Origin of the sequence: Pantoea sp. JV6, assembly GCF_025910055.1 — a bacterium.
Classification (GTDB): Bacteria; Pseudomonadota; Gammaproteobacteria; order Enterobacterales; family Enterobacteriaceae; genus Pantoea; species Pantoea agglomerans.
The window spans coordinates 371,673-398,042 of sequence record NZ_JAPCIM010000012.1 but is presented as its reverse complement, the minus strand read 5'-3'; the positions used below and the strand labels follow the sequence as shown (position 1 = coordinate 398,042).

Here is a 26,370-nt window from a genome sequence, read left to right as displayed (position 1 = left end):
TTGCAAAGCCCTACACTACGCGCGACTGGCGAGGGACGATCGCCTGATTTAAGCTGCCGGAATCTTACTCATATGTTTAAGCTACGATCCTTTTTTGCATTGTTAATGCTGGCGCTGGTGGCGTTTGCCCCGGCGCTGACGCTGGCCGCGGATGATAAGGCCACTGCTGCTCAGGAACAGGATGCTCCGCCGAAGCTGAATGCTGCGGTTGAACTGCCGAAAATGCAGAAGATCCTCGATAAAATTAAAAGTCAGGTCTCCGTTGATGCTGGCGAAAACAAGCTGACTCAGCTGAATGAAATGGCGCTTGAGCTCTCAGGCAGTGCCGACACGCTGGGCCAGGCGCTGCTCCCCGATCGCCAGCAACTGGAAGCCCAGTTGCAGGTTCTGGGGCCGGCACCTAAAGCCGACAGCGGCGTAAAAGAGACGTCGGAAGTGACGCGCAAGCGTAACGCGCTGGAGAGTCAGAAAAGCAAACTCGACGACCAGATCAAACAGGCCGAAGGCATTAAAAATGGCGCGCTGATGCTCTCCTCGCAGATTGTTAACCTGCGCCGCGATCAGCTGAAAAGCCAGCTGGCGCTGAACTCCGGCACCATTCTGGGGCCGCGCTTCTGGTCACCGCTGCTCAATAGTCAGGATCTGGATGGCGAGAAAATCGGTGAATTCCTGCAGGAGTTGCAGGACACTGCGGCACTTTCATGGGAGCCGGGCTGGCGCGTGGGCAGTGTCTTCTGGCTGCTGGCTGCGATGCTGGTAATGACGGCTGGCCGTCGTTACAGCGAAGAGTTTCTGGCCTGGATCAGCATTCACAAACTGCCGGAAGGGAAGCTGCGCCGCAGTTTCCTGGCGGCAGCGATAGCCCTGACCACCCTGGTGGCTGTCGTCCTCACCTTTAACTTTATCGCCCTGGCCTTTACCCGCCGTGATGAGGTTTCTGAAAACGTTCAGGACTTTGTGGATCAACTGGTTCGGCTCAGTGTCTTTTGTGGCCTGATTGCCGGACTGGGACGCGCTTTCCTCTCTACCCGCCGACCCAGCTGGCGTTTACCGACCATCTCCAATGAAGTGGCGATGGCGTTAAAACCGTTTCCACCGATTACCGCCGTGCTGGTCTTTATCTTCCAGACGGTCGAGGCGTTTAACTACAGCGTCGGCACCAGCCTGAATACCACCATTTTTGCCAACGGGCTGACGGCACTGCTGATTGGTACTACCGCGCTGGCGATCAGCATGCGCACCAACCGGGTTCGTCGCCGTATGACCCAGGCGGGCACACCACCGGAGGCCCGTTCTACGCTGGTCGGATTGATCCAGATGGGCCTGACGCTGACCGGCATCGCCATTCTGGTGTCGCTGCTCATCGGTTACGTCACGCTGGCGCGGTTCCTGAGTTATGAAGTGATCTGGTGCGGCCTGCTGTTTGGTTCGTTCTACTTCCTCAGTCATCTGCTTAACGATGGCTGTGAGAGCCTGTTCTCGACCAGTAACGCAACCGGTCGCCGTATTCAGAGTTCGCTTAACATCAATGAGCGTCATCTGCAGCAAACGGCTACGTTGCTGACGGCCATCGGTAAAACCTTCCTGGTGCTGGTTGTGGCGCTGGCGCTGGTCAACGGGACCTTTGCCTCTTCAACACCGATTGAGCTGCTGCAAAAAGTGATTGAGTTCTGGGGCGGTAAAGGGCTTGAATCCCTGAATATCGTCCCGGCGCATATGGTGAATGCGATTATCTGCCTGATCGTCGGCATCTATGTGCTGCGAACGGTGCGCCGCTGGCTCGACACCGATTTTCTGCCGAAAACCACCATGGATGTGGGCATGCGGGTGTCGCTGGTGACGCTGTTCAGCAACATCGGTTATGTGCTGATTATCCTGCTGACGTTGTCGATCATGGGCCTGCAGTGGAATAAGCTGGCCTGGATCGTCAGTGCCTTGTCGGTAGGTATCGGTTTTGGCTTACAGGAGATTGTGAAGAACTTTATCTCGGGGCTGATTCTGTTGACCGAGCGGCCAGTGAAGGTTGGTGATCTGGTAAGCATCAGCGGTATCGAAGGGGATATCCGCCGGATTAATGTGCGCGCCACCGAGATCCAGCTGGGCGATAAATCCACGGTGATTGTGCCGAACTCGCAGTTTATCTCGCAGAACGTGCGAAATGCCACCATGGGTAATGCGCAGGGGGTGGTCACGATTACGCTGACGTTCCCGCTCGATATCGATCCGGCGAAAGTGCGCGATATCCTGCTGGAGGTCTACAACGAAAATGAACGCATTCTGGAGACGCCAGAGCCATCCGTTTCGTTTAAAGATCTGACTCAGCAGGGAATTATACTGAGCGTCACCGGTAACGTGGCGGGTCAGCGCCAGATCGCAGGGGCGAAGAGCGACCTGCTGTTCGATATTCTGACGCGTCTGCGTAAAGAGGGCATCCTGCTCTCCACACCGCAAACCATGATTATCGAGCGCCGTCAGCAGATGGCGGGTGCGGAGCCGGTCCCCGAAGAGAAGCTGGTTTAGGTGTGAAAGGGCCGACTGCTGTCTAATGCTGATCAGTTAAGATCAGATTTGTAAAGGCTGCCACGGTCAAACGTGGCAGCTTTTTTTCTGGGCGAGCGAGCAACAGCGGCGCTCAGGCCTTCACTATCGTGCCCTTTTTAACAATACACACTGAAGTTTCAGAGCAGGCTGGGGCCGGGCAGGGGCAGGTAATCCGCAGCGCTGAACAGAATGAGTCTGCCAGGAGAGCCCGCAGGACGCGGGCGAAAGGCGGGGCGGCACAGGATGTGCCATCCCCGGCGGTCCGTCAGGCAGGCGAATGAAGTGAAGGAACCGCGCAGCGGCGCGAGGACCGCCAGCCCCTGCCCGGCACCAGACTGCGTTATCCCCTGTCGCTTAACTGACTGCCATTAGACTTCTGTCGGCCTTTTTCATATTCAAACGCTGGCTTCTCAGCCCGTTCACACTTCGCTTTCTACAGGGATTCAACGCGCTACAGGGATTCAACGCGGCTGGTGTGCTGCCCGTCGCGGCTCACCGAGCGAATTGCCACCGCACCGCTGACCTGCGGCGGTCTGGTGGCATCGTAGCGCTGCCAGTTTGTGCCCTTGTCCAGGCTGTACTCCAGCGTCACGCCCGGTAAGGCCACGTTCATCGACAGGATGCCATCAACGATTCTGGCTCCCGGCACTGGCAGGCGATAATCGATGCCCGCCTTATCCAGCTTCGCCAGTTCCCGCTGTCCCAGCAGGTTGGCAAATCGCTGCCAGTCATTCAGACGCGCCTGCTGATCGACCAGATGGGTTTTACCCCCCACATACTCCTGACCTGCCTTGTAATCCTGCTCCCAGCTGGCGCGGTGCCAGCTTCGTTCCGCTACTGCAAACAGGCGAGGATAGATCATGTGCTCCATTTGAGCGTCAGTGCGTACCGTTTCGCTCCACAGCTGGGCCGAAATGCCGTAAGCACCGCTCCAGGGCTTCTCTGATTTGGCGCTGAAAAAGTTGCCGTCGCGATCCACCGAGGTTTCAGCATTCTGCGGCAGGTTGTCCGGCGCGAAGCCAAAGATTTTGCGCTCGTCGTTGAAGCGTGTGCCCCAGTAATAACCGCGTTCCAGCGGGTTAACTTCATATGGAAAATCCAGATAGAGATAGTCGGGGCTGGAGATCACCACGTCGTAACCTTTCTGTGACCAGTCGCTGGCTGTGTCAAAACCGCCCCAGTAGAGGGTGTCCCAAAAGTTGACCGCGACGCGCGGTGTGGCAAAGGATGCTGAATCTTTGGCATGTTTTAAACCATCCTGCCAGGCCTGCATTTTGCCAATACCGTGTCGGTTAACGATGTCACTGACGGTCAGGGCAAAGTAGCTCGGCAGGTGCGCCAGATCGTCCACTTTGCCGCTCTTCACCAGCGCCTGACAAACCTGCGATTTCGCCCACGGCAGATCTTCTTTACTCCAGTCGCGCAGACCGGTGCCCGGTTTAGGGTCGCGTTTATCCGAGTAGCCAGCACCCAGCCGGATATTCTTCGCTTCGTCACCGCCAAAATGCCAGACGCCGAGCGGCTGTCCCGCTTCCCGGTGCATCGCCTGAACTTCACCGATCACTTTATCGACAAACCGCTGCGAACCCGCAATGCAGGGATTGAGATAGCTGGTGCGGTCATAGAGCTGCACCGAGGTGGTATTAGAGTCGTCGGTGGGATCGATCAGGCGATACGCACTGGCCTGTTCAGATTGTCCCTCCTTCATCAGCCGCTGATAGCGCGCTTCCATGGCGATGACGGCGGCACGGGCATGGGCGGGCATATCGATTTCCGGGATCACCTGGATGTGGCGGGCCTGGGCATACTTCACAATCTCGATATAGTCGGCACGGCTGAAATAGCCGCTGCCGTTGTTATCGCTGAACGGACCGGAACCAAGCTGCGGCAGCAGGCAGCGCTGTTCGCTCAGGTCATGGCAGCGTTTAGCCCCCACGTCAGTCAGTTCCGGTAAGCCGGGAATCTCAATCCGCCAGCCCTCATCGTCACTAAGGTGAAAGTGGAAGCGGTTCATCTTCCAGGCCGCCATCTGATCAAGCAGCCGCATGACCGCCTGTTTAGTGTGAAAGTTGCGGGCAACGTCAAGAAACGCGCCGCGATAGGCAAAGCGTGGCGCGTCATGGGCTTCCAGCGTGGCAATACGCGGCGCGCCTTCGGTGGGTATCAGCGAGAGAATCGACATCAGACCATAGAACGCACCGGAAGCATCGTAGCCCACCACGATGGCGCGGCGGGGAGTGATATCCAGATCGTATGCGCCCGGTTTAGCCTTTTTCCCGCTGAAATGATCCGGTTTGATCTGCGTCTTAATAGCAAATCCATCAGGATCTTCTTTCAGACCAAGCAGGGTCAGACGCTGCTTTACCGCCTCACCGGTTTCACGGGTCAACCCGGTCAGAGACAGACTGACGCCACGGCTGAGATCGGCATCCTGCGGACGCAGTTTCACCTCAAGCGGCGTGGGTGTGATTTGACCGCGCAGCGCGGAGGCGGGCAGGGTGGCAACATCGCTGTTTTTATCAAACCGGCTGGCGGGTTGCATCAGGATATTCCGGTCATCGGCACTGCGTCGCCAGTTATCCCCCAACGGCAACACAAACTGGCTGGGATCTTCATGATCGGTGCTGGCAATAATTTTGGGGGTGGCCTGCCCGGACGTCACATACCAGCGCGGCATCACATCCGTGGCAAACAGCTGCCAGTATTCGTTAACGATCGGAATCTGCACCGATTCGCCCGCGCCAATGCCGGTGAACTTCTCAGTCGGCTCCAGCCGGGTCAGGTCGCCGACCAGATGAGTCATTTTGAACTGTTCGTTATCGACCCGCAGCGTCTGGTGGACGTTGCTCATGTAGATTGCCCAGTGTTTATCGGTCAGGGCAGGGCCGTTATTGGTCAGGGTAATGGTGGCGCGATTGCAGGCGGCATAGTCGGCACCCAGCGCAGCGCAGTCGGTGCCATGCAGGGCGGCCTGATTATCGTTCACCTGATAAGTGACGCCAAACTGGCTGATCTGATTCACCACCTGCTGCGCTGACGAGCTGGCGTGGCCTGTGGCTGCAACGCCCAGCAGAGTGAGCGCGATAAGGCTTAACTTAAACATATTGATTCATCCTTGCTGCTGAAGAGATATCCGGGAGTCTGCAGGGCGTCAGAACAGCGTAAACGGCACGATAACCATAAATTTGATGTCCTTCTCGTCCTGAAAAATGTTGCCGTAACCGCCGCTGTAACTGGGCAGATTGCTGTGATTGTCGTAGCGGGTGTAATGCAGTTTAAACAGGGTATCTTTGGCGCGGCCCTGCTGGATTTGATAGATCAGATCAAGGTTCCAGGCGGACTCTTTCAGCCGCTGGCTCTGGTCAACGGTGGGCAGCGTGGCGGGTCTGGCATCCCAGCCCCAGACGTACGATGCGCCCACTTTCCATCCCGCCAGTTGCCACGGCGTTAAGTCGAGCATCGCCCCGGCAAAGATCGCTTTTTCGCCATTGGCGTTCCAGTCGGAACGGGCATCCCACCAGATATCCAGTCGGCCATTGGAACTGGCGTAGCCTGGCGTCATGCGCTGCAAAAAGAAGCCCTGATTGCCCTCTGCTTTGACCCAGCTGCCTTCGAGTCGCAGATCAACCGGGCCGACGGTATAGCCGACCGTGATCGCCTGTAACCAGGCCAGGCCGTCATAGACATCACGGGGATTAGCGGCACCACCCGCTACTTTGTCGTGCGCCCCGTAAAACTGATAGCTGGTGTAGAGTGCATTGCCGCCAGGCGTGGCTGACCACGAGGCTTTGGCAAAATATTGATCCATATAATCCGCCGCCTGGCCAAATGCGCCCTCAAGCACCAGGTTATTTTTGAAGTCATATTTCATGCCGAACGAATGCAGGTAGCTGACAGGCGTTATGCCATCAGCCTGACGAAAATTATATAAGTCACGATACCAGGGCGCTTTATATTTGTCGCTCCACATCAATGAGAGCGATAATGCACCGGCTTGATGGAAATCATACAGCGCACCAATTTCGACGCCGCGATAGGTTCCGGGTAAGAAACTCCAGTGTGGCGCAATAATTGTCTGGCCGGTTGGCTGAATATAACCGGCGCGCAACCAGTAATCGTTATATTTTAATTTCAGTGCGGCTTTATAAACAGAAGCACCGCCGCTGTCGCCATTCCACTTTTCATCCCAGCGGGTACGCGCCTTACTGAAGCCAATTTCATTGGGTGCGGCGGGGCCGCTGTTGGAAAGCTCAGCAGCACCGAAAATGGCGAGGTCCAGACCAATCCACTCTCCGGCATAGCCTGACTGATAGTCAAGATTACTGTTGAGCGAGGCATGATGTAAATTAGCCCGATAGTGCCCCTGATATTCACTGGCGGGATCGGTGTCTCTGCGATCTCGCTGACGCTGCCAGTAAAAAACATTACCTTTCAGCGATGAGTCCTCAATAAATCCGCTGGCGTAGGCCGCTGATGAACTTATTGCAGTTAACGCTATTAATGCGGTGGCTATTTCAATTAACGCTAACGCGTAATTAATTTTTCGCATGATCACTCCTCCCTGAATGCAATCCGGATAATTAAGCAAAATATTATTATTGTGGCGGTAATCTATTTTTCGCGACGCGAATTATCAATTAGCAGCGTGGTGATTTGTGAACTATTGCGCAGAACCCGATGAGATAAAATAAAGCAGGTGCAATATGGGAGGGGAGATTAATTTTCTGATGAAAATGTTAGCTATTGGCAGGACTGTTGCAATGGGAAGCTGGTGGTGCGAACGGGCCTCCCGGTTGTATGACAATCAGCCTGCTCAGATAAGCAGGCTAATCCATAAGGCGATTAAACCTGCTTCACCGCCCATCCCTTTTGCTTACTAGTTTTGCCAATCCCAGGATTGAAGCTGTTGGTGGGATCGAGCTGGCGATAGAACGCCGCCAGCTGCGGTTTGGCCTGATAGAGATGTCCGACGTTATGTTCAGCGGGATATTCCGCGCCCCGCGCCTGAAGAATCTCCAGCATCTGCGCTTTGAGCGCATGCACATCGACGCCTTTTCTGACGATGTAATCCTGATGAAACACATGACAGAAGAAGTGACCATAGTAGAGACGATGGCTCAGCGAGGCGCGGATCTCATCGGGCAGGGTTTCGAACCAGTCCGCATCATTACGACGCAGGGCGATATCCAGCGCCAGAATGTCCTCGACCTCATCAGAATGCACCGCGTGGTAGCGCACCGCCGCACCCGCCGCTGCGAAGCGATGCAGAAAGGCGTGCGCACCTTCTTTGCCTTCACACTCGAAGAATTCGCCACCGCCTTCGCGGAAGTAGTCGCGCAGATAGTTACGCGCTTCCGCCACGCCGTCGCCAGACATCTTTAGCATCAGATGGTGTTCATATTTGTCGCGATACTGCTTCATGCGTTTCGGCAGATGCGCCGGAAACAGTTTACTCAGGCGCTGCAACAGGCGATCGCTGAAGTGCGGTTTAACGAAGGAGAGTTTGCTCAGCCAGGCATCAACCCGCCCCTTCAGCGTGAAAAACAGCGGCATCTTGTCGGTGCCCAGCTTGTCGATCATCAGGAAGGTATCTTTGCCGTAGACTTCCGCAATGTCATAGATGTCGCGGTGCATATATTCGCCCGCCACCGGCAGATGGGTGAAATGCGCCAGCATGTGACGGCGAATATCGCTGAGAACACCGGGCTCGTTGGTGCCGATGTAAAACACCTGCTGCTGCGGTTCGCTGGCGAAGGTATCGAGTCGCACCGCGAAGACCGCCAGCTTCCCGGCACAACCGGAGGCTTCAAACAGGCGACGCGCATCGGCGTTATAGCGGGCGGGCGTATCCGCATCCACTTCACGAACCCGGTCGGCATATTCATGATCGGAGGCGTGACGGCCATCGTGCTGCACATCTTTGGGCTGCCAGCGGTCATCATCCAGCCGCCCCAGAATCTCTTCCGGTGACGTCCCAAGATCGATACCGAGATGGTTCACCAGCTTCAGTTTTCCCTGCGCATCAATCTGGGCAAACAGCGCCATTTCACTGTAGGCCGGTCCGCGTTTGATCAGCGATCCGCCTGAGTTATTACAGATGCCGCCCAGCACCGAGGCACCAATACAGGAGGAGCCAATCACCGAGTGGGGTTCACGCCCCAGCGGCTTTAGCGCTTTTTCCAGCTGGTAGAGTGTGCTGCCGGGGAACGCCAGCACCTGCTGGCCTTCGTCGATCAGCTGAAGCTTATCCAGCCGCAGGGTGCTGACAATCACCAGCGGACGATCGTAATCGTCGCCATGCGGCGTCGAGCCTTCGGTCAGGCCGGTATTCGCCGCCTGCATCAGGATAATGACATCGGCATTTACCAGCGTTTGCAGTACCCGCCAGAGCTCCAGCAGCGTACCGGGAAACGCCACCGCCAGCGCCTCGCCTTCGCCGGAGCGAAAGCCTTTGCGATAGCGCGCGGTCTGTTCAGGTTCAGTCAGCAGATGGGTAGGGCCGACCAGGCGGCGCAGGTCAGAAAGCAGGGCAGAGGTTTGTATCATGAGCAATTCCCTTGTCTTATCAGTGCGTCCTAACTGTAGCACGTCAACTCACCTCAACGCAGTGTGACAGCGGCAGCTACCTGCTATTCTCATCTTGTGGCACACTGCCGCCTGTTTATTCGATATTGCGCAGTTACTTAAGAGAACCCAACCTGATGAAATGGATTTACTCTGTTAGTCTCGCTGTCTCCCTCGCGATGCAACCGGCATTGGCTGAGACAGTGCCAGGTAACCACCCGATGACCGAACAGGCGCGGGATGCCTTCGTCAACCAACTGCTTAAAAAAATGACGCTGGACGAGAAGATCGGCCAGCTGCGTTTAATCAGCGTCGGACCTGATAATCCGAAAGAAGTGATTCGCGACATGATTCAGAAGAGTCAGGTTGGCGCGATTTTTAATACCGTAACCCGTCAGGATATCCGCGCGATGCAGGATCAGGCGATGCAGCTCAGCCGCCTGAAGATCCCGCTGTTTTTCGCCTACGACGTTATTCATGGTCAGCGCACCATTTTCCCGATTCCTTTGGCGCTGGCGTCGAGCTGGGATCTGGATGCGGTGAAAGAGGTGGGGCGCGTCTCTGCCTATGAAGCGGCCGACGATGGCCTGAACATGACCTGGGCGCCGATGGTGGATGTCAGCCGTGAACCGCGCTGGGGCCGTGGCTCTGAAGGTTTCGGTGAGGATACGTATCTCACCAGCGAAATGGGTCGCAGCATGGTGCAGTCGATGCAGGGCAAAAGTGCTGCCGATCGCTACAGCGTGATGACCAGCGTGAAGCACTTCGCGCTCTATGGCGCAGTGGAAGGCGGACGCGATTACAACACCGTGGACATGAGCCCGCAGCGCATGTTCCAGGACTATCTGCCGCCCTATAAAGCTTCACTGGATGCAGGCAGCGGCGGCGTGATGGTGGCACTGAACTCGATCAATGGCGTGCCCGCCACGGCGGACAGCTGGTTGCTGAAAGATCTGCTGCGCGATAAGTGGAAGTTCAAAGGCATTACCATCAGCGACCACGGCGCAATCAAAGAGCTGATCAAGCATGGCGTCGCCAGCGATCCGCAGGAAGCGGTACGCATCGCCCTGAAGTCGGGCGTCGATATGAGCATGAGCGACGAATATTACAGCAAGTATCTGCCCGCTCTGGTGAAGAGCGGCGACGTCACCATGGCGGAGATTGACGATGCGGCGCGCCATGTGCTCAACGTCAAATATGATATGGGCCTGTTTAACGATCCCTACAGCCATTTAGGTCCGAAAGAGAGCGATCCGCAGGACACCAATGCGGAAAGCCGTCTGCACCGGGCTGAAGCGCGCGACGTCGCGCGTAAAAGCATCGTGTTGCTGAAAAACCGCCTGGAAACGCTGCCGCTGAAAAAATCGGGCACCATTGCCCTGATTGGTCCGCTGGCAGACAGCCAGCGCGACATTATGGGCAGCTGGTCCGCCGCTGGCGTGGCGAAGCAATCCGTTTCGCTGCTGCAGGGCATGCGCAATGCCACCGAAGGCAAGGCTACGCTGCTCTATGAGAAGGGCGCCAACGTCACCGACAACAAAGGGATTCAGGACTTCCTGAACCTCTATGAGCAGGCGGTTTCCGTGGATACGCGTTCACCGCAGCAGTTGATTGATGACGCGGTCGCCAAAGCGAAACAGGCCGATGTGGTAGTTGCCGCCGTGGGCGAAGCGCAGGGTATGGCGCACGAAGCCTCCAGCCGCAGCGACCTGGTGATCCCGCCGAGCCAGCAGAAGCTGTTAGCGGCACTGAAAGCCACCGGTAAGCCGCTGGTGATTGTGCTGATGAACGGACGCCCGCTGTCAGTGGTGAATGAAGATCGGATGGCCGATGCGATGCTGGAAACCTGGTTCAGCGGCACCGAAGGCGGCAACGCCATCGCCGATGTGCTGTTCGGCGACTACAACCCGTCGGGCAAGCTGCCGGTTTCCTTCCCGCGTTCAGTGGGTCAGATTCCAATCTACTACAACCATCTGCCCACTGGCCGCCCTTACAACTTTGCTAAGCCGAACAAATACACGTCGCACTACTACGACGCGGCTAATGGCCCGCTCTATCCGTTTGGTTACGGCCTGAGCTACACCACTTTCACCGTGTCGCCGGTAAAAATGTCCTCGCCGACTATGCCGCGTAACGGCAGCATTGAAGCCAGCGTGACCGTGACCAACAGCGGTAAACGCGATGGCGCGACGGTGGTGCAGATGTACCTCAACGATCCGGTCGCTTCCATCAGCCGTCCGGTGCAGGAGCTGCGTGGCTTTAAGCGCATCATGCTAAAAGCGGGCGAGTCGCAAACCGTGACCTTTAAAATCGACGTGGATGCGCTGAAGTTCTGGAACCAGCAGATGCAGCATGTTGCAGAACCCGGCAAATTCAACGTGATGATTGGACTCGATTCCGTTCGTACCGAGGATGGGCAGTTTAACTATTTATAACCGTCAGCCTTTCCCCTGACGTCAGGGGAAGGTGATGCGGCGCGTCGTTAGCGTCCTGCTACGGCGCGCCGCGTCATATCCACTATCAGAGCCATCATGATTAATCTGCGTGACCGCATTCAGCAGCAGGTATTCCGCCTTAATGGCCTGTCGATGAATGAATTTGATCTCTCTCAACCGCCTGGCGATCCCGGCCTGTTTGGCCCGGACAGCGTGATCTGGCGCGTCCACGGTGACTTCACCTCCATGATGTGCGGCGGGATCAGCGCGCTGCTGTTGCAGATGCTGCATCCGGCGGCACTGGCGGGCGTCTGGGATCACTCCAATTTCCGTGAAGATATGATGGGCCGCCTGCGGCGCACCAGTCAGTTTATCGCCGTGACCACCTACGGTAATTCGCAGGATGCACAGACGCTGATTGACCGGGTGAAACGCATTCACCTGAAAGTCAGCGGCGTTGATAGCGAAGGCAAACCCTATGCCGCCAGCGATCCGCATCTGCTGACCTGGGTGCATGTGGCGGAGACCAGCCGTTTTCTGGCCGCCCATCTGCGCTACAAAAATCCACACCTCAGCCGCGCCGAGCAGGATCAGTACTATCAGGAGGCGGCGCAGGTTGCCGAAGCGCTGGGGGCGGAGAAGGTACCGAAAAGCGTTGTTGATGTTGCGGATTATCTGCAACAGATGCGTTCAGAGCTGCGCTTTGATCATCGCACTGCCGAAGTGACGCGATTGCTGATGAATGCCCCCGCACCCAGCTGGCAGGCAAAACCGGTGATGAAAATCATGCTGAAGTCAGGGTTCGGGCTGATGCCAGCCTGGGCGCAGGCAATGTCCGGTACGGAGATCGGCCGCTTTCAGCAGGCGATCATTGACCGGAAGATTAATGCGATTGCGGTGGGATTAAGGTGGTCGATTCAGCGCGGTGCCTGGTATCGGGCGATGGTGCGGATGGGAAGGGATGTGGGGTGAGGGGTTCACGGGTAAAAGGGTGGGGGGCTAGTGGTCATAAAGAGATTAGGCAGCACTAGTGATTGATGCTGCTAATTGGATAGACGCTTTTGTTCACCCAATAAATTTATTTGGGTTATTCAAAATAGGCTGATCGGGGCAGATATCAACGTCCGCTTTGTGCCAGGAGCGGACATTTCGTGCGTATGAAAAAAGGGGTAATGCCTATGGCAATCCCCTTTGTATTGAGAAGAATAAATCAGCTTTGACAGAATCGGAGCCGGTTTCCAAATGGGTTGAAGACTTCCAGAATATCTCCCCAGTCCTGCTTCACTATTTCCGGGCGACCATAACGGAGATGGATGGTGTGAAGCAGCAGAATGCGTCGCTGGTCGAGGAATCTGCGTCGGCCTCGCAGAGCCTGCGGGAACACGTCTCCCCGCAGCTGCAGTCAGTGTCAGTGTCAGTGTTCACGCTTGCTAAAGTCTCACATCCCACAGCCACCCGGCATGCAATTGTATCTTCACCAACCGCAGTTAAGAAGGAAGCGCCTGCTGATACAGACGGAAACTGGACCACCTTCTGATGTCTGGCTGCGTCCTGCAGGGCGCAGCCGCCCTCCTTTATTCATATCATTTCTGTCGTCTCGTAGGCCTGCACGAATATAACTATCTTTGACAGACCAGCCTGCAGGAAGGGAGCCATGTACGGTGTTTTACGCGACAATGTCCAATAAAAGTGATGGACATTATTTTTGCGAACCCGGAGTGCGCCGGAGATACTGTCTAAATGCGAGGCTAACCTTTTAGTAGGCTTGAATATCTGAAGAATAGGCGGTTTTTAATTTTTCATAAATGCTTTTTTAAATAATCTATACAGCCTTTACTATTTTAAGAATGAAATTTTATAATTAATAAAAATGTAATGTGCCTCAGCTTGTAAAATATGTGACCGTGACGTGCATCTCACTTTGTGATTATGCCTAATAAATTAGCGCCGCACAGAAACATGCATTCGAAATCATGCAAATACTTTTGCTGCTTTATACACATCAGCTAATCCCGAGACACTTCTGATTACACCTGAACTTCTTCTATTTTCCTGTTTTTTTTAATTTACTTGAGGTACCCCTACAGCGGGGTTATCCGTAATGTATTTTTTCTCATGTGTTTCTTACTTTAAGGATAGATTATGAGACCGAACAAAATCACTTTTGCTTTAGGGTTGTTACTGATCACTGCAGCTCGCCTGTCTGCCGCAACTCCATTGCACAGTGTGCCTGTCACATCAGACTCTGTGCATCCCTTTGTCTTAATCGGCGATGCCAATGGTGCCCCTGGTTCTGCCGGTGGCAACGGGGGTAATGGTGGTAATGACAACTCACCAGGAGCTCCTGGTGGGGATGGCGGTAATGGTGGTAATGGCGGTAATGCCGACAGTGGAAATGGCAGTAGCAATGGGAATGACAGCGGGGACAATAACGGAACCGGTAATGGTGACGGCAGCGATAATGGCGGCGGAGATGGCGGTGGAGATGGCGGTGCATAATAAAAGGCATGCTTAATTTTAATACGCGGTGGATTATTTCATCGCGTTTTCATTATGGAGATATAAATATGAAATCCAATCATATAGTCATCAACTCTCTTATTTTCTCAGTTCTGACAATCAGTGCCTTGAGCGCCCACGCCTCGAACAAGCATCATCATAAACATAACGACTGCTCATATCTGAATGGGAAAAATGGCGGTACGACTGAAAATGGTGACGCTAATGGAGAAAACGGTAAGAAAGGGGTATCGGGGACGTCATGCATCGACGGTGGCAACGGCGGTAATGGCGGCAACACAAGTAACGGAAACGCAAATGGCGGAAGCGGCGCGCCCGGAGCTAATGGAGCTAACGGATGAATAGCAGAATAAATAAGGTTTTCACGTTGAGCATTTTTACCGTTGTGTCTCTCAACTCAATGGCAAATGCGTGGGCAAATAAGGAAGATACTAATGTAGTGTCTGTTTCCCATCTGGTTCATCAAATAGCTGATGGCGGGAATGGTGGTGACGGTGGCAGTGGCTCTGCAGGGGGAAATGGCGGGAATGGAGGAAACGGAGGAAGCGGGCCTGAGGGTGGTAATGGCGGCAACGGTGGCAACGGTGGCAATGGCAATAGTGCTGATTCGCCTGGGGGGAATGGCGGTGATGGAGGGGATGGGGGCAATAGCGGTAACAATGGGCAAGGAGGAGAAGGAGCTGCAGGAGCGAATGGAGCTGATGGTGGAAATGGAGGTGATGGCGGCAGCAATAATTCACCAGGAGGGAACGGTGGTGATGGTGGTGATGGCGGGGATGGGGGAAACACCTGATTAAATAAAGTGATGAATTGAATGAAGGAGATTTTAAATGCGAATTTTTCCTTTACGCACGTTTTTAAGATCATTATTGGTTATAGCTGTCATAACACTTCGAATAGCAATCTTCTGTACGCCTTCTTTTCTGCTGCCGGCTTTGACTTTCACCGCCAGCTTTAGTGCCATCGCAGAGGATGGAGATGGCGGGAATGGCGGTGACGGGTCTGGCAATGGGAACGGTGGTGATGGCGGGAATGCCGGAGCCGGTTCTAATGGAGATGGAGGAGATGGGGGAAGCGGCGGCGAAGAAGGAGGTAATGGAGGAAACGGCGGCAACGGTGACGGTTCAGGCAACGGTGGAAACGGCGGCAACGCGGGACCCGGCGGATTAGGTGGTCAGGGTGGACAGGCAGGCAGCAATGGAGATCACGACGGCTCGCCGGGAATGAGCGGTGCCAGGGCTTCAAAGTAGTGTTGCTATTGAAAAGATAACGTGATGAATATCTGTCAGTCAGGTCACCGAGATTCCGGTATTAAGTGATTTCGCCCTGGCTGACTTCTTGACTCTTCAGTAGTTCCACTTCGTGCTAAAAACGGGCATTTCAAGGTCACGTGTTAAATTTGAACGCAGCTATCGTTTGTTTAAAACAGGAGCCAACAAATGAACATTGACTGGCATAGTTCTTCATTAACACGCTTTACAATCGTAGATAAAGACTACAAAAAACACACAAAACGTTCGCCGTTTTATGGTCAATGAGTGTGGTCCAGATTTCCGGTTTGATCGCGAGTTTATGGCCTGGATACGAAATGACGTACAAAAAAATCTGGGTGATGTGGTTGATGAGTGGAAGCGCAGACATCCACTTTCACTTTAGTGCAGGAACGTCCGGTCTTCGCTCATAGCGAACTACGCAATTGCAGATCTGCTTTATGCCAGTCGCGTGATTACCTGTATGCGGTTAGCGCAATAAGGCACCTGCCTCTGACAACCAGGATTTCTTACGGTCAGCTGAAAGAGGGGGGGTATGCGCGTTTCAACATAACTGCGCGCTTCAGCAACCGAAAAAATCACTGCGACCGAGCAACGCCAGCGTTATTGGCGTGCCGCAGACCTTTTGCCCACATAGCTGTGGGGGGACCAGTGCGGTTCAGCTGGCTGACTATGATTTGCTACCACGAGGCATACATTAAGACGTATGAACGAAGAACCGTTATGTGTAACTTGCTGAGTCTTGCAGCCTTAAAGTCTTGAAAGATTAGTTTGCTTCGTCCTTCAGCCGGTGACGATAATTTTTCAGGACAACGAGTGTCACGATCTGACTGTAAATAAATCCGCCAAGCCCAGCTAATATTACGGTGCCGACTATGCCGCCAAAGTACGCTCCCGCGCCAGCAAGGACTCCGCAGAGAACGAGACCACCCCAGATCTGCCAGTGCCGGAAAGCCGATTTATACGCGCTCCGCCAACGCCTTCCACGCTCCCTCATAGATAAGTCTTTCAGTTCGGGGATACTTTTGTGGGTCCAGTAGATTTTCATGGCGAAGTCCTAGTTCAGATGGCTAAGCGAAGGAAAACATAAAACGCCAGCATAGGAAAGGTTCTGTCGATATCTGCTTCCCGCTCATAGCGGACTTTAGCCTGCTGAACGTCCGCTTTGTGCCAGAAGCGGACATCTCATATTGGAGCTTTATTTCAACGTAGTAATGCATACTAATAGTCTAGAGTTAGTTAGTCACTGCTAAAAAATCTTAAATAAATCAGGTGTTAAAAACGTTAAGTTTGTAATTGCGCCAGTGAAAAACGGAGGTGATGTGTTGGCTAATCAGATAGATGAGTTGGAAAAGTCTTTAGGTGGGAAGCTAGAAAGATCAGATGCCAGAGTCATCCCCGGCATGGATGGCGCACCGACAAGGGAAACTATGTATTTTTCTGATGATGGGAAAAACAAATTCCGAAAGCAATTTAAAAATATTACATGCTTCGCTGATCCTACGAACGCAACTAGTGGGGGGGTCAATGAAGCAGGGTGCAGCATTACTCCACTGGATGGTCCGCTATTTCATGCTGTCATATATCACGGTGATATTGACGGATGGAGAAAGGATATCGAAGCTGGTGCCAAAGGCATGGGGTTGTTACTGGCTCAAATTGAAGGTGATCAATTTGTTATTACCGATGGCCGCTCTATTCCTCTGTCAGAGTGCAAAATAGAATTCTCTTAACCTTATCCTACTGATACCGGCCTGGCGCCGGTGTTTTCGCACTTGGTCTGCCCCTTTTTATCACTGACCTGCTCCCTGTTGATTAATATGTAGCTACGACAAGTCTTCATCTGTTGCAGAACAACTTTGACCGTCCGCTTCTCGCTCATAGCGGACCTTGTCCTGTTGTCGGTCGGCTTTGTGCCAGAAGCGGACGTGGCTAACATCGGAATGACTAATCTGCGGGGCTGGTCAGCACATATGACAACGTATGACGCTGTCGTGACCTCAGCTTGTAAAGTTGTATGAGTTGTTCTGCATTTCACACTTGGGATAGTCAGTGACATTACAAGCGACCTATATTGAACAGCTTACGCCCGGCGCTGAAACGGAAGGTGTTTCGATCATCGACGTCAATCCTTTTGGCTCTAAGGGGGAAAAGGATCGGCGACTGCTAATCAGAAACGACGGTGAGCCCCTTCTGATTTTACAGTTATATATACGTGCAGATGAGGATGGCTGGCTTATTTCCAGCGCCTTTTCTGATTTTCTCCTCAATGAATCCCACGTGGCTATCATTTGTGGGGACTATTTTCATGTTTTTGACATAGCCACACACGCGTTCAGAAGCCATCCACTAGGTGATTACGTCGGCCATATTTATTCAGTGCCTGACATCCATACTGACAAGCTACATGATCGGGTTTTGGTTGCAACTTACTGCCACGTTTTTCTGATGGATATTGCTGCAGGCATTCTCTGGAAATCCAGGCAGTGCGCCATTGATGGTGTAATCATAACATCAATAGAGAATGATACCGTGCTTGGCCAAGGAGAGTGGGACCCGCCAGGAGGCTGGGAATCTTTTAAGCTCGATCTTAAAACGGGTATCCTGATTTGAAAAAGGAGTTACCCTCACAGTAATTGCTAAAAGCGGATTTTGCTAGCATCGCAATATCATAATTTATGGGGACAAGTCAGGTTGACCTGCTCCCATTTGATTAATACACCTAGGTTTAACTAGCTCTTCATGGTACTGAGAACAACCGCTAAGTCTGCTTCTCGCTCATAGCGGACATTGTTTTTGACAGTCCCTGCTTCATTCGTTCGGGCGCACTACTGCTCTATAACTGCGGTCGCAATTAATTCTTTAAAGGGAAATCTGATGAAAGCAGGACTGCTTTCACTGGTTTTGCTGGCTACCACGCTGCTTACCGGTTGGGATGCTGGCGCGAAGGGTATTGATTGGTATAAAGCGCATGACGCGGAGCGCAAAGCTAAATATGAGGAATGCACGAAAGCCTTTGATCCACGCGATACCGAAGACTGCCGCAATGCGATTGATGCCACTGTCCACGGCGGCTCTTTTACAAAGAGTCCTAATAAAAGTTGGTAAATTCAGGCGAGCCGCCGCCTGGCGGTTTTTTATGCCCTTCTGCGGGCACAGGTAACGTCCCTCCAGTCAGCCACTCAAAGGCAGATGCCGGGCACAATTGACATTGTTCTCCCAAAAAGCAATAGTTAATTTTTAGAATCAAGTGGATCTACTATATTCGCACATAAGGAATGGAGTTCTCATGTCATATAGCTGCTATTTACTTCTCAATCGGCGTGAAATGACCAGCCTGAGCTGCCCTGGTATTGGTACATTTCCTGCTTTTTCTGGTCAAAAAGAAGGCCGCAATAATCCAGAAAAAACAAACGTACCTGATATAGGCCCAATAGTTCGTGGCCGTTACTTTATTGTAGAACGACCTTCAGGTGGAAGATTGGGGCCGTTTAGAGAACGCTTGTTGAAAGACATATACGGTACGGATCGTTCAACATGGTTTGGACTATTTCGTGACGATGGAAAAATCGATGACTACACGTTTGTACAAGGCATCAGGCGGGGCAATTTCCGTCTGCACCCTATTGGCCATTAGGGCTGAGTGAAGGCTGCATCACACTTCAACATCCTCTTCAGTTCAATTACATGCGCGACATGTTCCTTAAATCTGGCCCAACGCTTAACATCCCGGGCAGCCAGCTCAAAGCCTATGGAACGGTAAAGGTATACTAACGATGCGCTTTATTTTAACTATTTTTCTGTTTGTTTTTTGCGCGATTGCTATTTCAAAAGCTATTGCTGTCATAGTGCCGGTAACATTCTTTTATGCCATCGCAGGATTTTTCAATATTAATGGCGATGAGGCAACCATCGACTTTGTACTCTCAGCCAACATCCTTATTTCTGTCATTATGTCTGTTGCGCTTTTATGGGTGCTGAAAGCTTTTTTCAAAAAGCATTAAACAGGACGATATGAGTACCATGGATTAGAGAAGTCAGTCTGCTAACCATAGTGAACGCTACAATCAACACCGTATCCGGTTAACTTTATGGGGCAGTGCATCGCGCTCCTTCGCTGCATCCACCCGTTACTGTAAGAGCATTATCAGACCGTGATGGTATGAGTATGCTGCCAGATGGGCCTCTGCTCCCGCCAATTGCGCCTGCTGTACTCTTCACCACCCCTCCAACTCCCACACTTTGAGACTATTACCCTTGTCTCAGATAGCCGCAGCCAGGATCCTGCTCTATTCTCGGGGAAAATGGATTCCTCCAGGCTTTGTCGAGGCACTATGACGTACAAATCCCTGATTGCTGAAGTCCACAATCAGCAGCGCACCCTGACCGCTATTGTCGAACAGGATGAGCGCACTGCCTATTTTTACATCTGGCCAACCGACCTGTTCCGCAGCCAGTATGCGGTACGCGGCTGCTGGCTACGAAACCTGCTGCCGGCACCGGCGCAGGAAGATCGCGAGGCGATGGAGCAGGGCATAGCGCCGCTGCTCAGCGCCGAGTATTGCCGTAATCTGGAAGCGGAACCCGCGCTGGATCCAGCTGGTCTGCAGGTGCTATGGGAGCCGAGCGATGATGGCGCGGCGCTGTGGTATTACGGCCAGCTGCTGGCGGTGATCCCCGGCTGGAGTCTCTATCAGGAGAAGCAGGTGAGCTTCTCTGCAGGCTGCATCAAAAAGAACCGGCTGACGGCACCGCTGGGGTCGGCATCAACCAATGACTACTACGCCCGTGCGGAGCATCAGCGTCAGTTCTGGCGCGAATGGCACGACGGCAGCGAGTGGGATAAGGTGCAGAACGATCTGATGGCCTGCTATCAGGCGCGCTTTGGCGAGTCAGTGAAGTATTACGCTATCGATCAGGGCAGCTGGCCGCCGATGGCAATCTCCCAGCACTGGCATCAGGGCGTCTGGTATTTCCTGACCATCGGCATGAGCATTCGGCCGATGCCGCAGGTCGATTATCTGTTTGATGAGCTGGCGCCGCAGTATCGCCGCATTGAACTGGGTATGGCGGTTGACGGTGAAGTCATGACCGAAGGCAACGCGGTGCAGATGGCCAGCGCGCTGGCGGAGTTCGTGCATCTGCCGTGGGCGCGGCTGACCTGGCTGGGCGAGGGCCATACGCTGGCGTCGGAAGTGGCCCCCGTCGGCTTTGAAAGCTTCCTGCTCGCCAATGAGCTGGCAACCGATCAGGCGCAGTTCTCGCTGCCAAAACGCGACGGCGATCGCCCGACTCTGCTCTGGACTACGCCGATTACGGAAGCGGAGCGGCAGTTCGCCCAGGCGGATGAACATGGCGGTCAGAAGTTACGGGAATTGTTAACGGCGGATGGCAATAATCACATCTTCCGTCCGCGCCAGCAGGTCGTCAGTTCAGAAGAGTAGGCCAGCAGTAATGCGCCTGTTCGCCCATTCCCCGGCGCCCGCCGGGGATGTGATAGTTTCTCGATGAAATTAAATTTTTACAAAAATCAAACATTTCTCAAATATGTGATCCTGCTCATCTCAAGTTCCCGCTTGCCGCGCCGTTAAACCCGATCAGGCAATCGCGCCGCACCAGGTTCAGGGGAACGAAGATGTTTAAAACAACACAATCCCGCTTCACCGCAACAATGATCGCGTTCTTTGTTGCGCTTTTACTCGTTACAGTCTGGGTTATTAATCAGTTTGTCGCGCCACAGCTGGTCGATAGCGAAAGCCGTCTGGTTCGCTATCAGGTGGATTCACTGGCTTCCGGTATCGTTGAACAGATGAACCGCGTTCAGGCCCAGCAGCGCGCCATTACCGAAGCCGCATCCGTCATGGACAGCGCCACTATCGACACCCTGTTACCGACGCTGGTTAACCAGTATCAGGACAGCAATGTGTTTGGCGGTGGGATCTGGCCACTGCCAAACCGTCGTGACCCGGCCAAAGAGAAGGACAGCAGCTTCTTTGCCCGTAATGCCAGCAATGAACTGCAGGTGAACACCTACTGGAACTCCGACGCGGCTGACAAATACTGGGAGCAACCCTGGTACAAAGATGGCATGGCCGCTCCGAAAGGCCAGTGTGCCTGGGCAAAAGCCTATCAGGATGCCGCCAGCCCGCAGCCGCGCACCAACTGTGCTATGGCCATCTACAAAAACGGCACGGCCTGGGGTGTCGCCACCATCGACGTGACGCTGGGGTTCTTTAACCAGCTGGCGAAGCAGATGGGTGAAACCATTCAGGGCAACGTCCTGATCGTCGAAGCCGACGGTAAAGTCGTGGGCAATGGCGCACTGGTGAATGCCGCACCGAAGCTCGAAAACCTGGCTGACGTACAGATGCCGATGGCAGCACCGCTGAAAACGCTGCTTAACGGTGTTGGCAATCAGCCGCTGGAAACCACCTATGACAGCAGTGAAGGCGAGCAGACGCTGTTCGTGCAGGCCATTCCTGGCAGCCCGTGGTATCTCGCCAGTAGCCTGCCAACCAGCCTGCTGAAAGCGCAGTCTCACAACATGCTGACCCGCCTGGGTCTGGTGCAGATCCCTCTGGCGGTAATCCTGCTGCTGGTGTCGCTGGGCTTTGTCCGCGCCATGATGAAACGTCTTAACGTGCTGAACAGCAACATCGAAGCGCTGTCGACCGGTGGTGCGGATCTGACTCAGCGTCTGCCAGCCAGCAACAGCCCGGAGTTCAACGCCGTCGCGCAGAGCTTTAACCAGTTCATCAGCTATCTGCAGGGGCTGCTCCAGCAGGTGGGCGACAGCGCGCTTGCGATCACCGCCGCGTCGCGTGAAATTGCCAGCGGCAATGCTAATCTCTCCTCCCGTACCGAAGATCAGGCCAGCTCGATTGTAGAAACGGCCGCGTCGATGGAGCAACTGACCGGCACCGTGCGTCAGAACGCCGACAACGCGACTCACGCTAACCAGCTGGCGGGTGATGCCTCGCAGGTGGCCGCACGTGGCACCGAAGTGGTCCGTCAGGTGGTGACCACCATGGGCGAGATTCATCACTCATCCCGTAAAGTGGTCGATATCATCAGCGTGATCGACAGCATCGCATTCCAGACCAATATCCTGGCGCTGAACGCCGCAGTAGAAGCCGCACGGGCCGGTGAACAGGGTCGCGGTTTTGCGGTGGTGGCATCAGAAGTGCGCAACCTGGCACAGCGTTCAGCCAACTCGGCGCGTGAGATTAAAAAGTTAATCGAAGAGTCGGTGGCGAACATCGATACCGGCAGCGCGCTGGTCGAGCAGGCGGGTCAGACCATGGATGAGCTGATGAAGGGCGTGAGCAGTGTGACAACGCTGATGAGTGAAATCATGTCAGCCAGCCGCGAACAGAGCCTGGGCATCGAACAGGTTAACGTTGCGATTACCCAGCTGGATGGCACCACGCAGCAGAACGCCGTGCTGGTGGAGCAGGTTTCTGCTGCCGCGCAGGCGATGGAATCGCAGAGCACCCAGCTTGAGCGGGTGGTTCAGAGCTTCCGACTGTAATCCCTCTCCAGGCCAGCCTTGCTGGCCTGATTTTCTCTCTGCTTCATCCGCTTATCTCCGCCTGACCCGGGTAAAAAATCCTCGATGATCCGCCCAAACCGATAATTCTGTGCCAGAATAGTTGGGAATAATCTCAAGGAAACGCCATGTCTGCTATTGAAGTTATCCTCGTTGACCACCTCGATCGTCCCACCGGCAAGATGGAAAAGCTGGAAGTGCATGAAAAAGGATTACTGCACCGCGCGGTGACGGTCTACGTCTTCAATTCCCGGCAGGAGCTGTTGCTACAACGGCGTGCCAGCGATAAATATCATTGTGGTGGCTTGTGGAGTAATACCTGCTGTGGTCATCCTTATCCCCATGAATCAACCCGCGACGCCGCCGAGCGCCGCCTGCGTGAAGAGATGGGGATGGTGGTGACGCTGACGCCGGTGTTTGAGCTGAGCTACAACCTGAAACTGAGCAATGGCCTGACTGAACATGAGTATGGTCACGTCTTCTTTGCCGTCTGCGACAGCCTGCCGCAGCTGAATCCGCAGGAAGCGGATGCCTGGGATTATCGCCCGATGGCGCTGATTGAGCAGCAGATGCAGCAGCAGCCACAGCAGTTCACACCGTGGTTTTTGCATACCTTCCCGCGCATCCCGGACTATCTGGAGCAGTTTCCTTTCCCGGAAGTCACCGCATAAAAAAACCGCACTAAGGTGCGGTTTCAATGCTGGCCGGAGAAGTCGGGCCGGGGTAAACAATGCGCCAGGGTTATAAGCCCGTTTGCTCCCTGAGCCTGCGCGCTATCCACGCCCTGAGCGTTGATTATCGCTGCAGCTCGAAATCTTCCGCATCCACATCATAACCCGACGGTTCCCAGCGGATCGCCAGCAGCGCCAGCAGGCCCGTCAGTGGTGCCAGGAAGATCACCCAGAACACGCCGGTGCCCAGCGCCGCGACCAGCACCGGAAACAGAAACAGCGAAACGGTAGAGCTGCCGCGCATCAGCGTCTGGTTAAAGCCGACACCCACGCCGCGCAGCGACGTCGGGTAGCTCAGCGAAGCAAAAGTCATGGTATGGGAGCCAGGCCCGAATCCCTGTCCAAACAGGAACAGCGCCAGCATGCCGATCGCCAGCGCGGCTTCCTGACCGCCTTCCGGACGACCAATCAGCGCCAGCCCGAGCAGCGCCACGCACTGACAGGCATAACCCGCCACCGACATCTTCCACGCCCCGAGGCGCGGCACCAGTCGCACCGCCAGTATCCCGCCGACAAAGGCGAACAGCAGATTCAGCGCCAGCGACACCAGAATGGTGGTAAGCATTGACTGGGCAAAGAAGCTGGAGATGATCACCGGCAAGCCAAACGCCACTGCGTTATAAGCAAAGGATGAGGCAATGGAAGTGATGGTCGCCAGCAATGTACGTCGGCGATAAACACCCTGTAACAGCGCGCCATAGTTACGCCAGCTCGCCTTGCGCACCGGCATGGCAGGCGTCAGCGCGGCGTCGGCTGCCACCTGGGCATTAATATTCCACGCACTACGTAAAATCGCCGCGGCACCTTTCAGGTCGCCCTGATTCGCCGCCCAAACCGGGGATTCGCTCATGTAACGGCTACGGATGGCGATGATGATAATCGCCGGAACGGTACCAAAACCAAGGATCAGCCGCCAGAGCCAGTCGGTGTGGCTTTCGGGTAACACGGCATAGAGCAAGAGCACCAGCAGATAAGAGATGCTGATCGCCGCATACCAGGTTGGGCACCACATCGCCACGCTGGCCGCTTTATTCCCCTTGCCACGCAGCCTGGAAAACTCCGCCAGAAACGCCATCGCCACCGGCAGATCGATTCCGACTCCCAGACCCATCACAAAACGCGCGCCGGCCAGCACATACTCATTGGGGGCAAACGCACAGGCGATAGCCGCCACCACGAAAAAGAACATATCGGCCATAAACACCCGATAACGGCCAATTTTATCCGTGAGATAGCCGCCGATCAGTGCGCCGATAATGGCTCCGAAGGTGATTGCCGAGGCGACCATGCCGGTGCCGGTCGGGGTGAGATTAAATTCACGCGTGATGTCTTTGATGCCAAAGGCCAGCGCACCCAGGTCGTAAGCGTCAAGGAAGACGCCCCCCAGCGCAATCGCCACCACAATGCGGGCATTATTACGGGCGCTGTCGCCACTGTTCACTAATCGGGAGACGTCAGCTGCGCTGCGGATCCACTGTGTTTCGCCACCGGGCGAACTCCCTGCTGTTGCCACATGGGCGGAAGAGGTCAGGTCGGACATGATGTTGTGCGTCTTTTATTATAAAAACAGATTTCCGAGGATAGCCGTTTAGACGCCCAGACGTAAATTCATTTCGGTTATATGAGATGAATTTATAATCTCAAATCGTTATCAATTTGCGATAAAGTCAGCTACATCGCCGCTGCGCCAGGCTACGCTTTTAAGGCAGATAATTTCCGCTGCACGCCTTGCCAGCCTCCCGCAGAGCGGCAGGAGGGCAGCCTGAACGCGCAGGCGCACAACGCCTTGTGAATCATCACGCATGAACAAAACGTAAAAACAACACACTGCGATAAGGAAAAAGCCATGGTCAGAATTCGGGGTTGGATGGGCGTCAGCGCTTTGCTGCTCAGCATGGGGATAGCACAGGCGGCAGACCCGGTGCGGGTCGGCTCAAAAATTGATACCGAAGGATCGCTGCTGGGCAATGTGATTCTTCAGGTGCTGGAAAAGCACGGGGTAAAAACCGTCAATAAAATTCAGCTCGGCACCACGCAGGTGGTGCGCGGTGCCATCACGGCGGGCGAACTTGATATCTATCCGGAATATACCGGCAACGGTGCATTTTTCTTCAATGATGAGAAAGACAGCGCCTGGAAAAATGCCACCGAAGGCTACGAGAAAGTGAAGAAGCTGGATGCGGAGAAAAACCATCTGGTCTGGCTGACACCCGCTCCGGCCAATAACACCTGGACCATCGCTGTGCGAAAAGATCTGGCTGAAAAAAATCAGCTCAACTCTCTGGCGGATCTCAGCGCCTGGCTGAAAAAAGGCGGCACTTTCAAACTGGCGGCCTCAGCAGAATTTATTGAACGCAGCGATGCCTTACCCGCCTTTGAAAAAGCCTATGGCTTTGACCTCAAGCAGGACCAGCTGCTGTCGCTGGCTGGCGGCGATACCGCTGTCACCATCAGCGCAGCGGCACAGCAGACTTCCGGCGTAAACGCGGCGATGGCGTACGGCACCGACGGTCCGGTGGCGGCATTAGGTCTGCAGACGCTCAGCGATCCTAAAGGGGTTCAGCCGATTTATGCGCCGACGCCGGTGATCCGTGAATCGGTACTCAAAGCCTATCCACAGATTGCAGAGTGGCTGAAGCCGGTGTTCAGCGCGCTTGACGAGAAGACGCTGCAACAGCTCAACGCCAAAATCGCGGTCGATGGTCAGGATGCCAGCAGCGTAGCGACCGAATGGCTGCAGCAGAAAAAGCTGCTGTAAC

The 26,370-nt window shown here is 54.4% G+C and carries 21 protein-coding genes and 1 pseudogene; 17 read left to right on the top strand and 5 right to left on the bottom strand.

Annotation, left to right across the window (positions count from 1 at the left end; genetic code table 11):
• Window positions 1-72 precede the first annotated feature (72 nt).
• Window positions 73-2,520 carry a DUF3772 domain-containing protein gene (locus tag OK412_RS12125; RefSeq protein ID WP_050680587.1) on the top strand — a complete coding sequence of 816 codons (2,448 nt, stop codon included), beginning with the start codon at window positions 73-75 and terminating at the stop codon, window positions 2,518-2,520.
• Window positions 2,521-2,992: 472 nt separating this feature from the next.
• On the opposite strand, the gene OK412_RS12120 is transcribed toward OK412_RS12125, so the two are convergent.
• The 3 genes from OK412_RS12120 to dld all read right to left on the bottom strand — a co-directional run bounded on the left by OK412_RS12120 (window position 2,993) and on the right by dld (window position 9,087).
• Window positions 2,993-5,644 carry a beta-N-acetylhexosaminidase gene (locus OK412_RS12120; protein WP_264353209.1) on the bottom strand — a complete coding sequence of 884 codons (2,652 nt, stop codon included), beginning with the start codon at window positions 5,642-5,644 and terminating at the stop codon, window positions 2,993-2,995.
• A 48-nt stretch (window positions 5,645-5,692) separates the two neighbouring features.
• On the bottom strand, window positions 5,693-7,090 hold the full coding sequence (gene chiP, locus OK412_RS12115; protein WP_264353208.1) for a chitoporin ChiP: 1,398 nt from the start codon (window positions 7,088-7,090) through the stop codon (window positions 5,693-5,695).
• Between the two features lie 293 nt (window positions 7,091-7,383).
• Complete coding sequence (dld, locus tag OK412_RS12110) at window positions 7,384-9,087, bottom strand: D-lactate dehydrogenase (RefSeq protein ID WP_010260312.1); 1,704 nt, start codon at window positions 9,085-9,087, stop codon at window positions 7,384-7,386.
• A gap of 155 nt (window positions 9,088-9,242) precedes the next feature.
• On the opposite strand from dld, the gene bglX reads away from it, so the two are divergent.
• Both bglX and OK412_RS12100 read left to right on the top strand, forming a co-directional pair.
• Entirely contained in the window at window positions 9,243-11,540 is a 2,298-nt protein-coding gene (bglX, locus tag OK412_RS12105) for a beta-glucosidase BglX (protein ID WP_010669690.1), read from the top strand.
• A gap of 96 nt (window positions 11,541-11,636) precedes the next feature.
• Window positions 11,637-12,512 carry an oxygenase MpaB family protein gene (locus OK412_RS12100; protein WP_182500367.1) on the top strand — a complete coding sequence of 292 codons (876 nt, stop codon included), beginning with the start codon at window positions 11,637-11,639 and terminating at the stop codon, window positions 12,510-12,512.
• A gap of 238 nt (window positions 12,513-12,750) precedes the next feature.
• On the opposite strand, the gene OK412_RS12095 is transcribed toward OK412_RS12100, so the two are convergent.
• Window positions 12,751-12,825 (bottom strand): glyoxalase superfamily protein, encoded by a 75-nt coding sequence (locus OK412_RS12095; protein WP_233600717.1) that lies wholly within the window; start codon window positions 12,823-12,825, stop codon window positions 12,751-12,753.
• Window positions 12,826-13,818: 993 nt separating this feature from the next.
• Between OK412_RS12095 and OK412_RS12090 the strand changes: the two genes are divergently transcribed.
• The 13 genes and pseudogenes from OK412_RS12090 to idi all read left to right on the top strand — a co-directional run bounded on the left by OK412_RS12090 (window position 13,819) and on the right by idi (window position 23,551).
• The gene (locus tag OK412_RS12090; RefSeq protein WP_223565647.1) at window positions 13,819-14,055 is read left to right on the top strand and encodes a hypothetical protein; all 237 of its coding nucleotides are present in this window, start codon (window positions 13,819-13,821) and stop codon (window positions 14,053-14,055) included.
• A gap of 52 nt (window positions 14,056-14,107) precedes the next feature.
• A complete protein-coding gene (locus tag OK412_RS12085; protein WP_181955252.1) occupies window positions 14,108-14,401 on the top strand; it encodes a hypothetical protein in 294 nt (97 codons plus the stop codon).
• 132 nt (window positions 14,402-14,533) lie between these two features.
• On the top strand, window positions 14,534-14,857 hold the full coding sequence (locus tag OK412_RS12080; protein ID WP_010670456.1) for a hypothetical protein: 324 nt from the start codon (window positions 14,534-14,536) through the stop codon (window positions 14,855-14,857).
• Between the two features lie 181 nt (window positions 14,858-15,038).
• Window positions 15,039-15,230, top strand: a complete 192-nt coding sequence (locus tag OK412_RS12075; RefSeq protein ID WP_052270835.1) for a hypothetical protein — start codon at window positions 15,039-15,041, stop codon at window positions 15,228-15,230.
• 269 nt (window positions 15,231-15,499) lie between these two features.
• Window positions 15,500-15,716, top strand: a pseudogene (locus OK412_RS23460) (DUF6434 domain-containing protein).
• 937 nt (window positions 15,717-16,653) lie between these two features.
• The gene (locus OK412_RS12065) at window positions 16,654-17,064 is read left to right on the top strand and encodes a hypothetical protein (protein ID WP_228312224.1); all 411 of its coding nucleotides are present in this window, start codon (window positions 16,654-16,656) and stop codon (window positions 17,062-17,064) included.
• 319 nt (window positions 17,065-17,383) lie between these two features.
• On the top strand, window positions 17,384-17,944 hold the full coding sequence (locus OK412_RS12060) for a hypothetical protein (protein ID WP_052270839.1): 561 nt from the start codon (window positions 17,384-17,386) through the stop codon (window positions 17,942-17,944).
• Window positions 17,945-18,208: 264 nt separating this feature from the next.
• A complete protein-coding gene (locus OK412_RS12055; RefSeq protein ID WP_033766753.1) occupies window positions 18,209-18,439 on the top strand; it encodes an EexN family lipoprotein in 231 nt (76 codons plus the stop codon).
• Between the two features lie 181 nt (window positions 18,440-18,620).
• Entirely contained in the window at window positions 18,621-18,968 is a 348-nt protein-coding gene (locus OK412_RS12050) for a DUF2778 domain-containing protein (RefSeq protein ID WP_264353207.1), read from the top strand.
• Between the two features lie 139 nt (window positions 18,969-19,107).
• Window positions 19,108-19,335, top strand: coding sequence for a hypothetical protein (locus OK412_RS12045; protein WP_033766755.1), 228 nt, complete (start codon window positions 19,108-19,110; stop codon window positions 19,333-19,335).
• Between the two features lie 330 nt (window positions 19,336-19,665).
• On the top strand, window positions 19,666-20,775 hold the full coding sequence (locus OK412_RS12040; protein WP_033779531.1) for a suppressor of fused domain protein: 1,110 nt from the start codon (window positions 19,666-19,668) through the stop codon (window positions 20,773-20,775).
• Window positions 20,776-20,966: 191 nt separating this feature from the next.
• Window positions 20,967-22,862 (top strand): methyl-accepting chemotaxis protein, encoded by a 1,896-nt coding sequence (locus tag OK412_RS12035; RefSeq protein WP_022625996.1) that lies wholly within the window; start codon window positions 20,967-20,969, stop codon window positions 22,860-22,862.
• Window positions 22,863-23,008: 146 nt separating this feature from the next.
• Window positions 23,009-23,551 (top strand): isopentenyl-diphosphate Delta-isomerase, encoded by a 543-nt coding sequence (gene idi / locus OK412_RS12030; protein ID WP_050679469.1) that lies wholly within the window; start codon window positions 23,009-23,011, stop codon window positions 23,549-23,551.
• Window positions 23,552-23,675: 124 nt separating this feature from the next.
• Here the strand turns inward: idi and OK412_RS12025 are convergent, their stop codons facing one another.
• On the bottom strand, window positions 23,676-25,151 hold the full coding sequence (locus OK412_RS12025; protein ID WP_264353206.1) for an MFS transporter: 1,476 nt from the start codon (window positions 25,149-25,151) through the stop codon (window positions 23,676-23,678).
• Between the two features lie 306 nt (window positions 25,152-25,457).
• Between OK412_RS12025 and OK412_RS12020 the strand changes: the two genes are divergently transcribed.
• Window positions 25,458-26,369, top strand: coding sequence for an ABC transporter substrate-binding protein (locus tag OK412_RS12020; RefSeq protein WP_187508178.1), 912 nt, complete (start codon window positions 25,458-25,460; stop codon window positions 26,367-26,369).
• Window position 26,370: the final 1 nt, after the last annotated feature.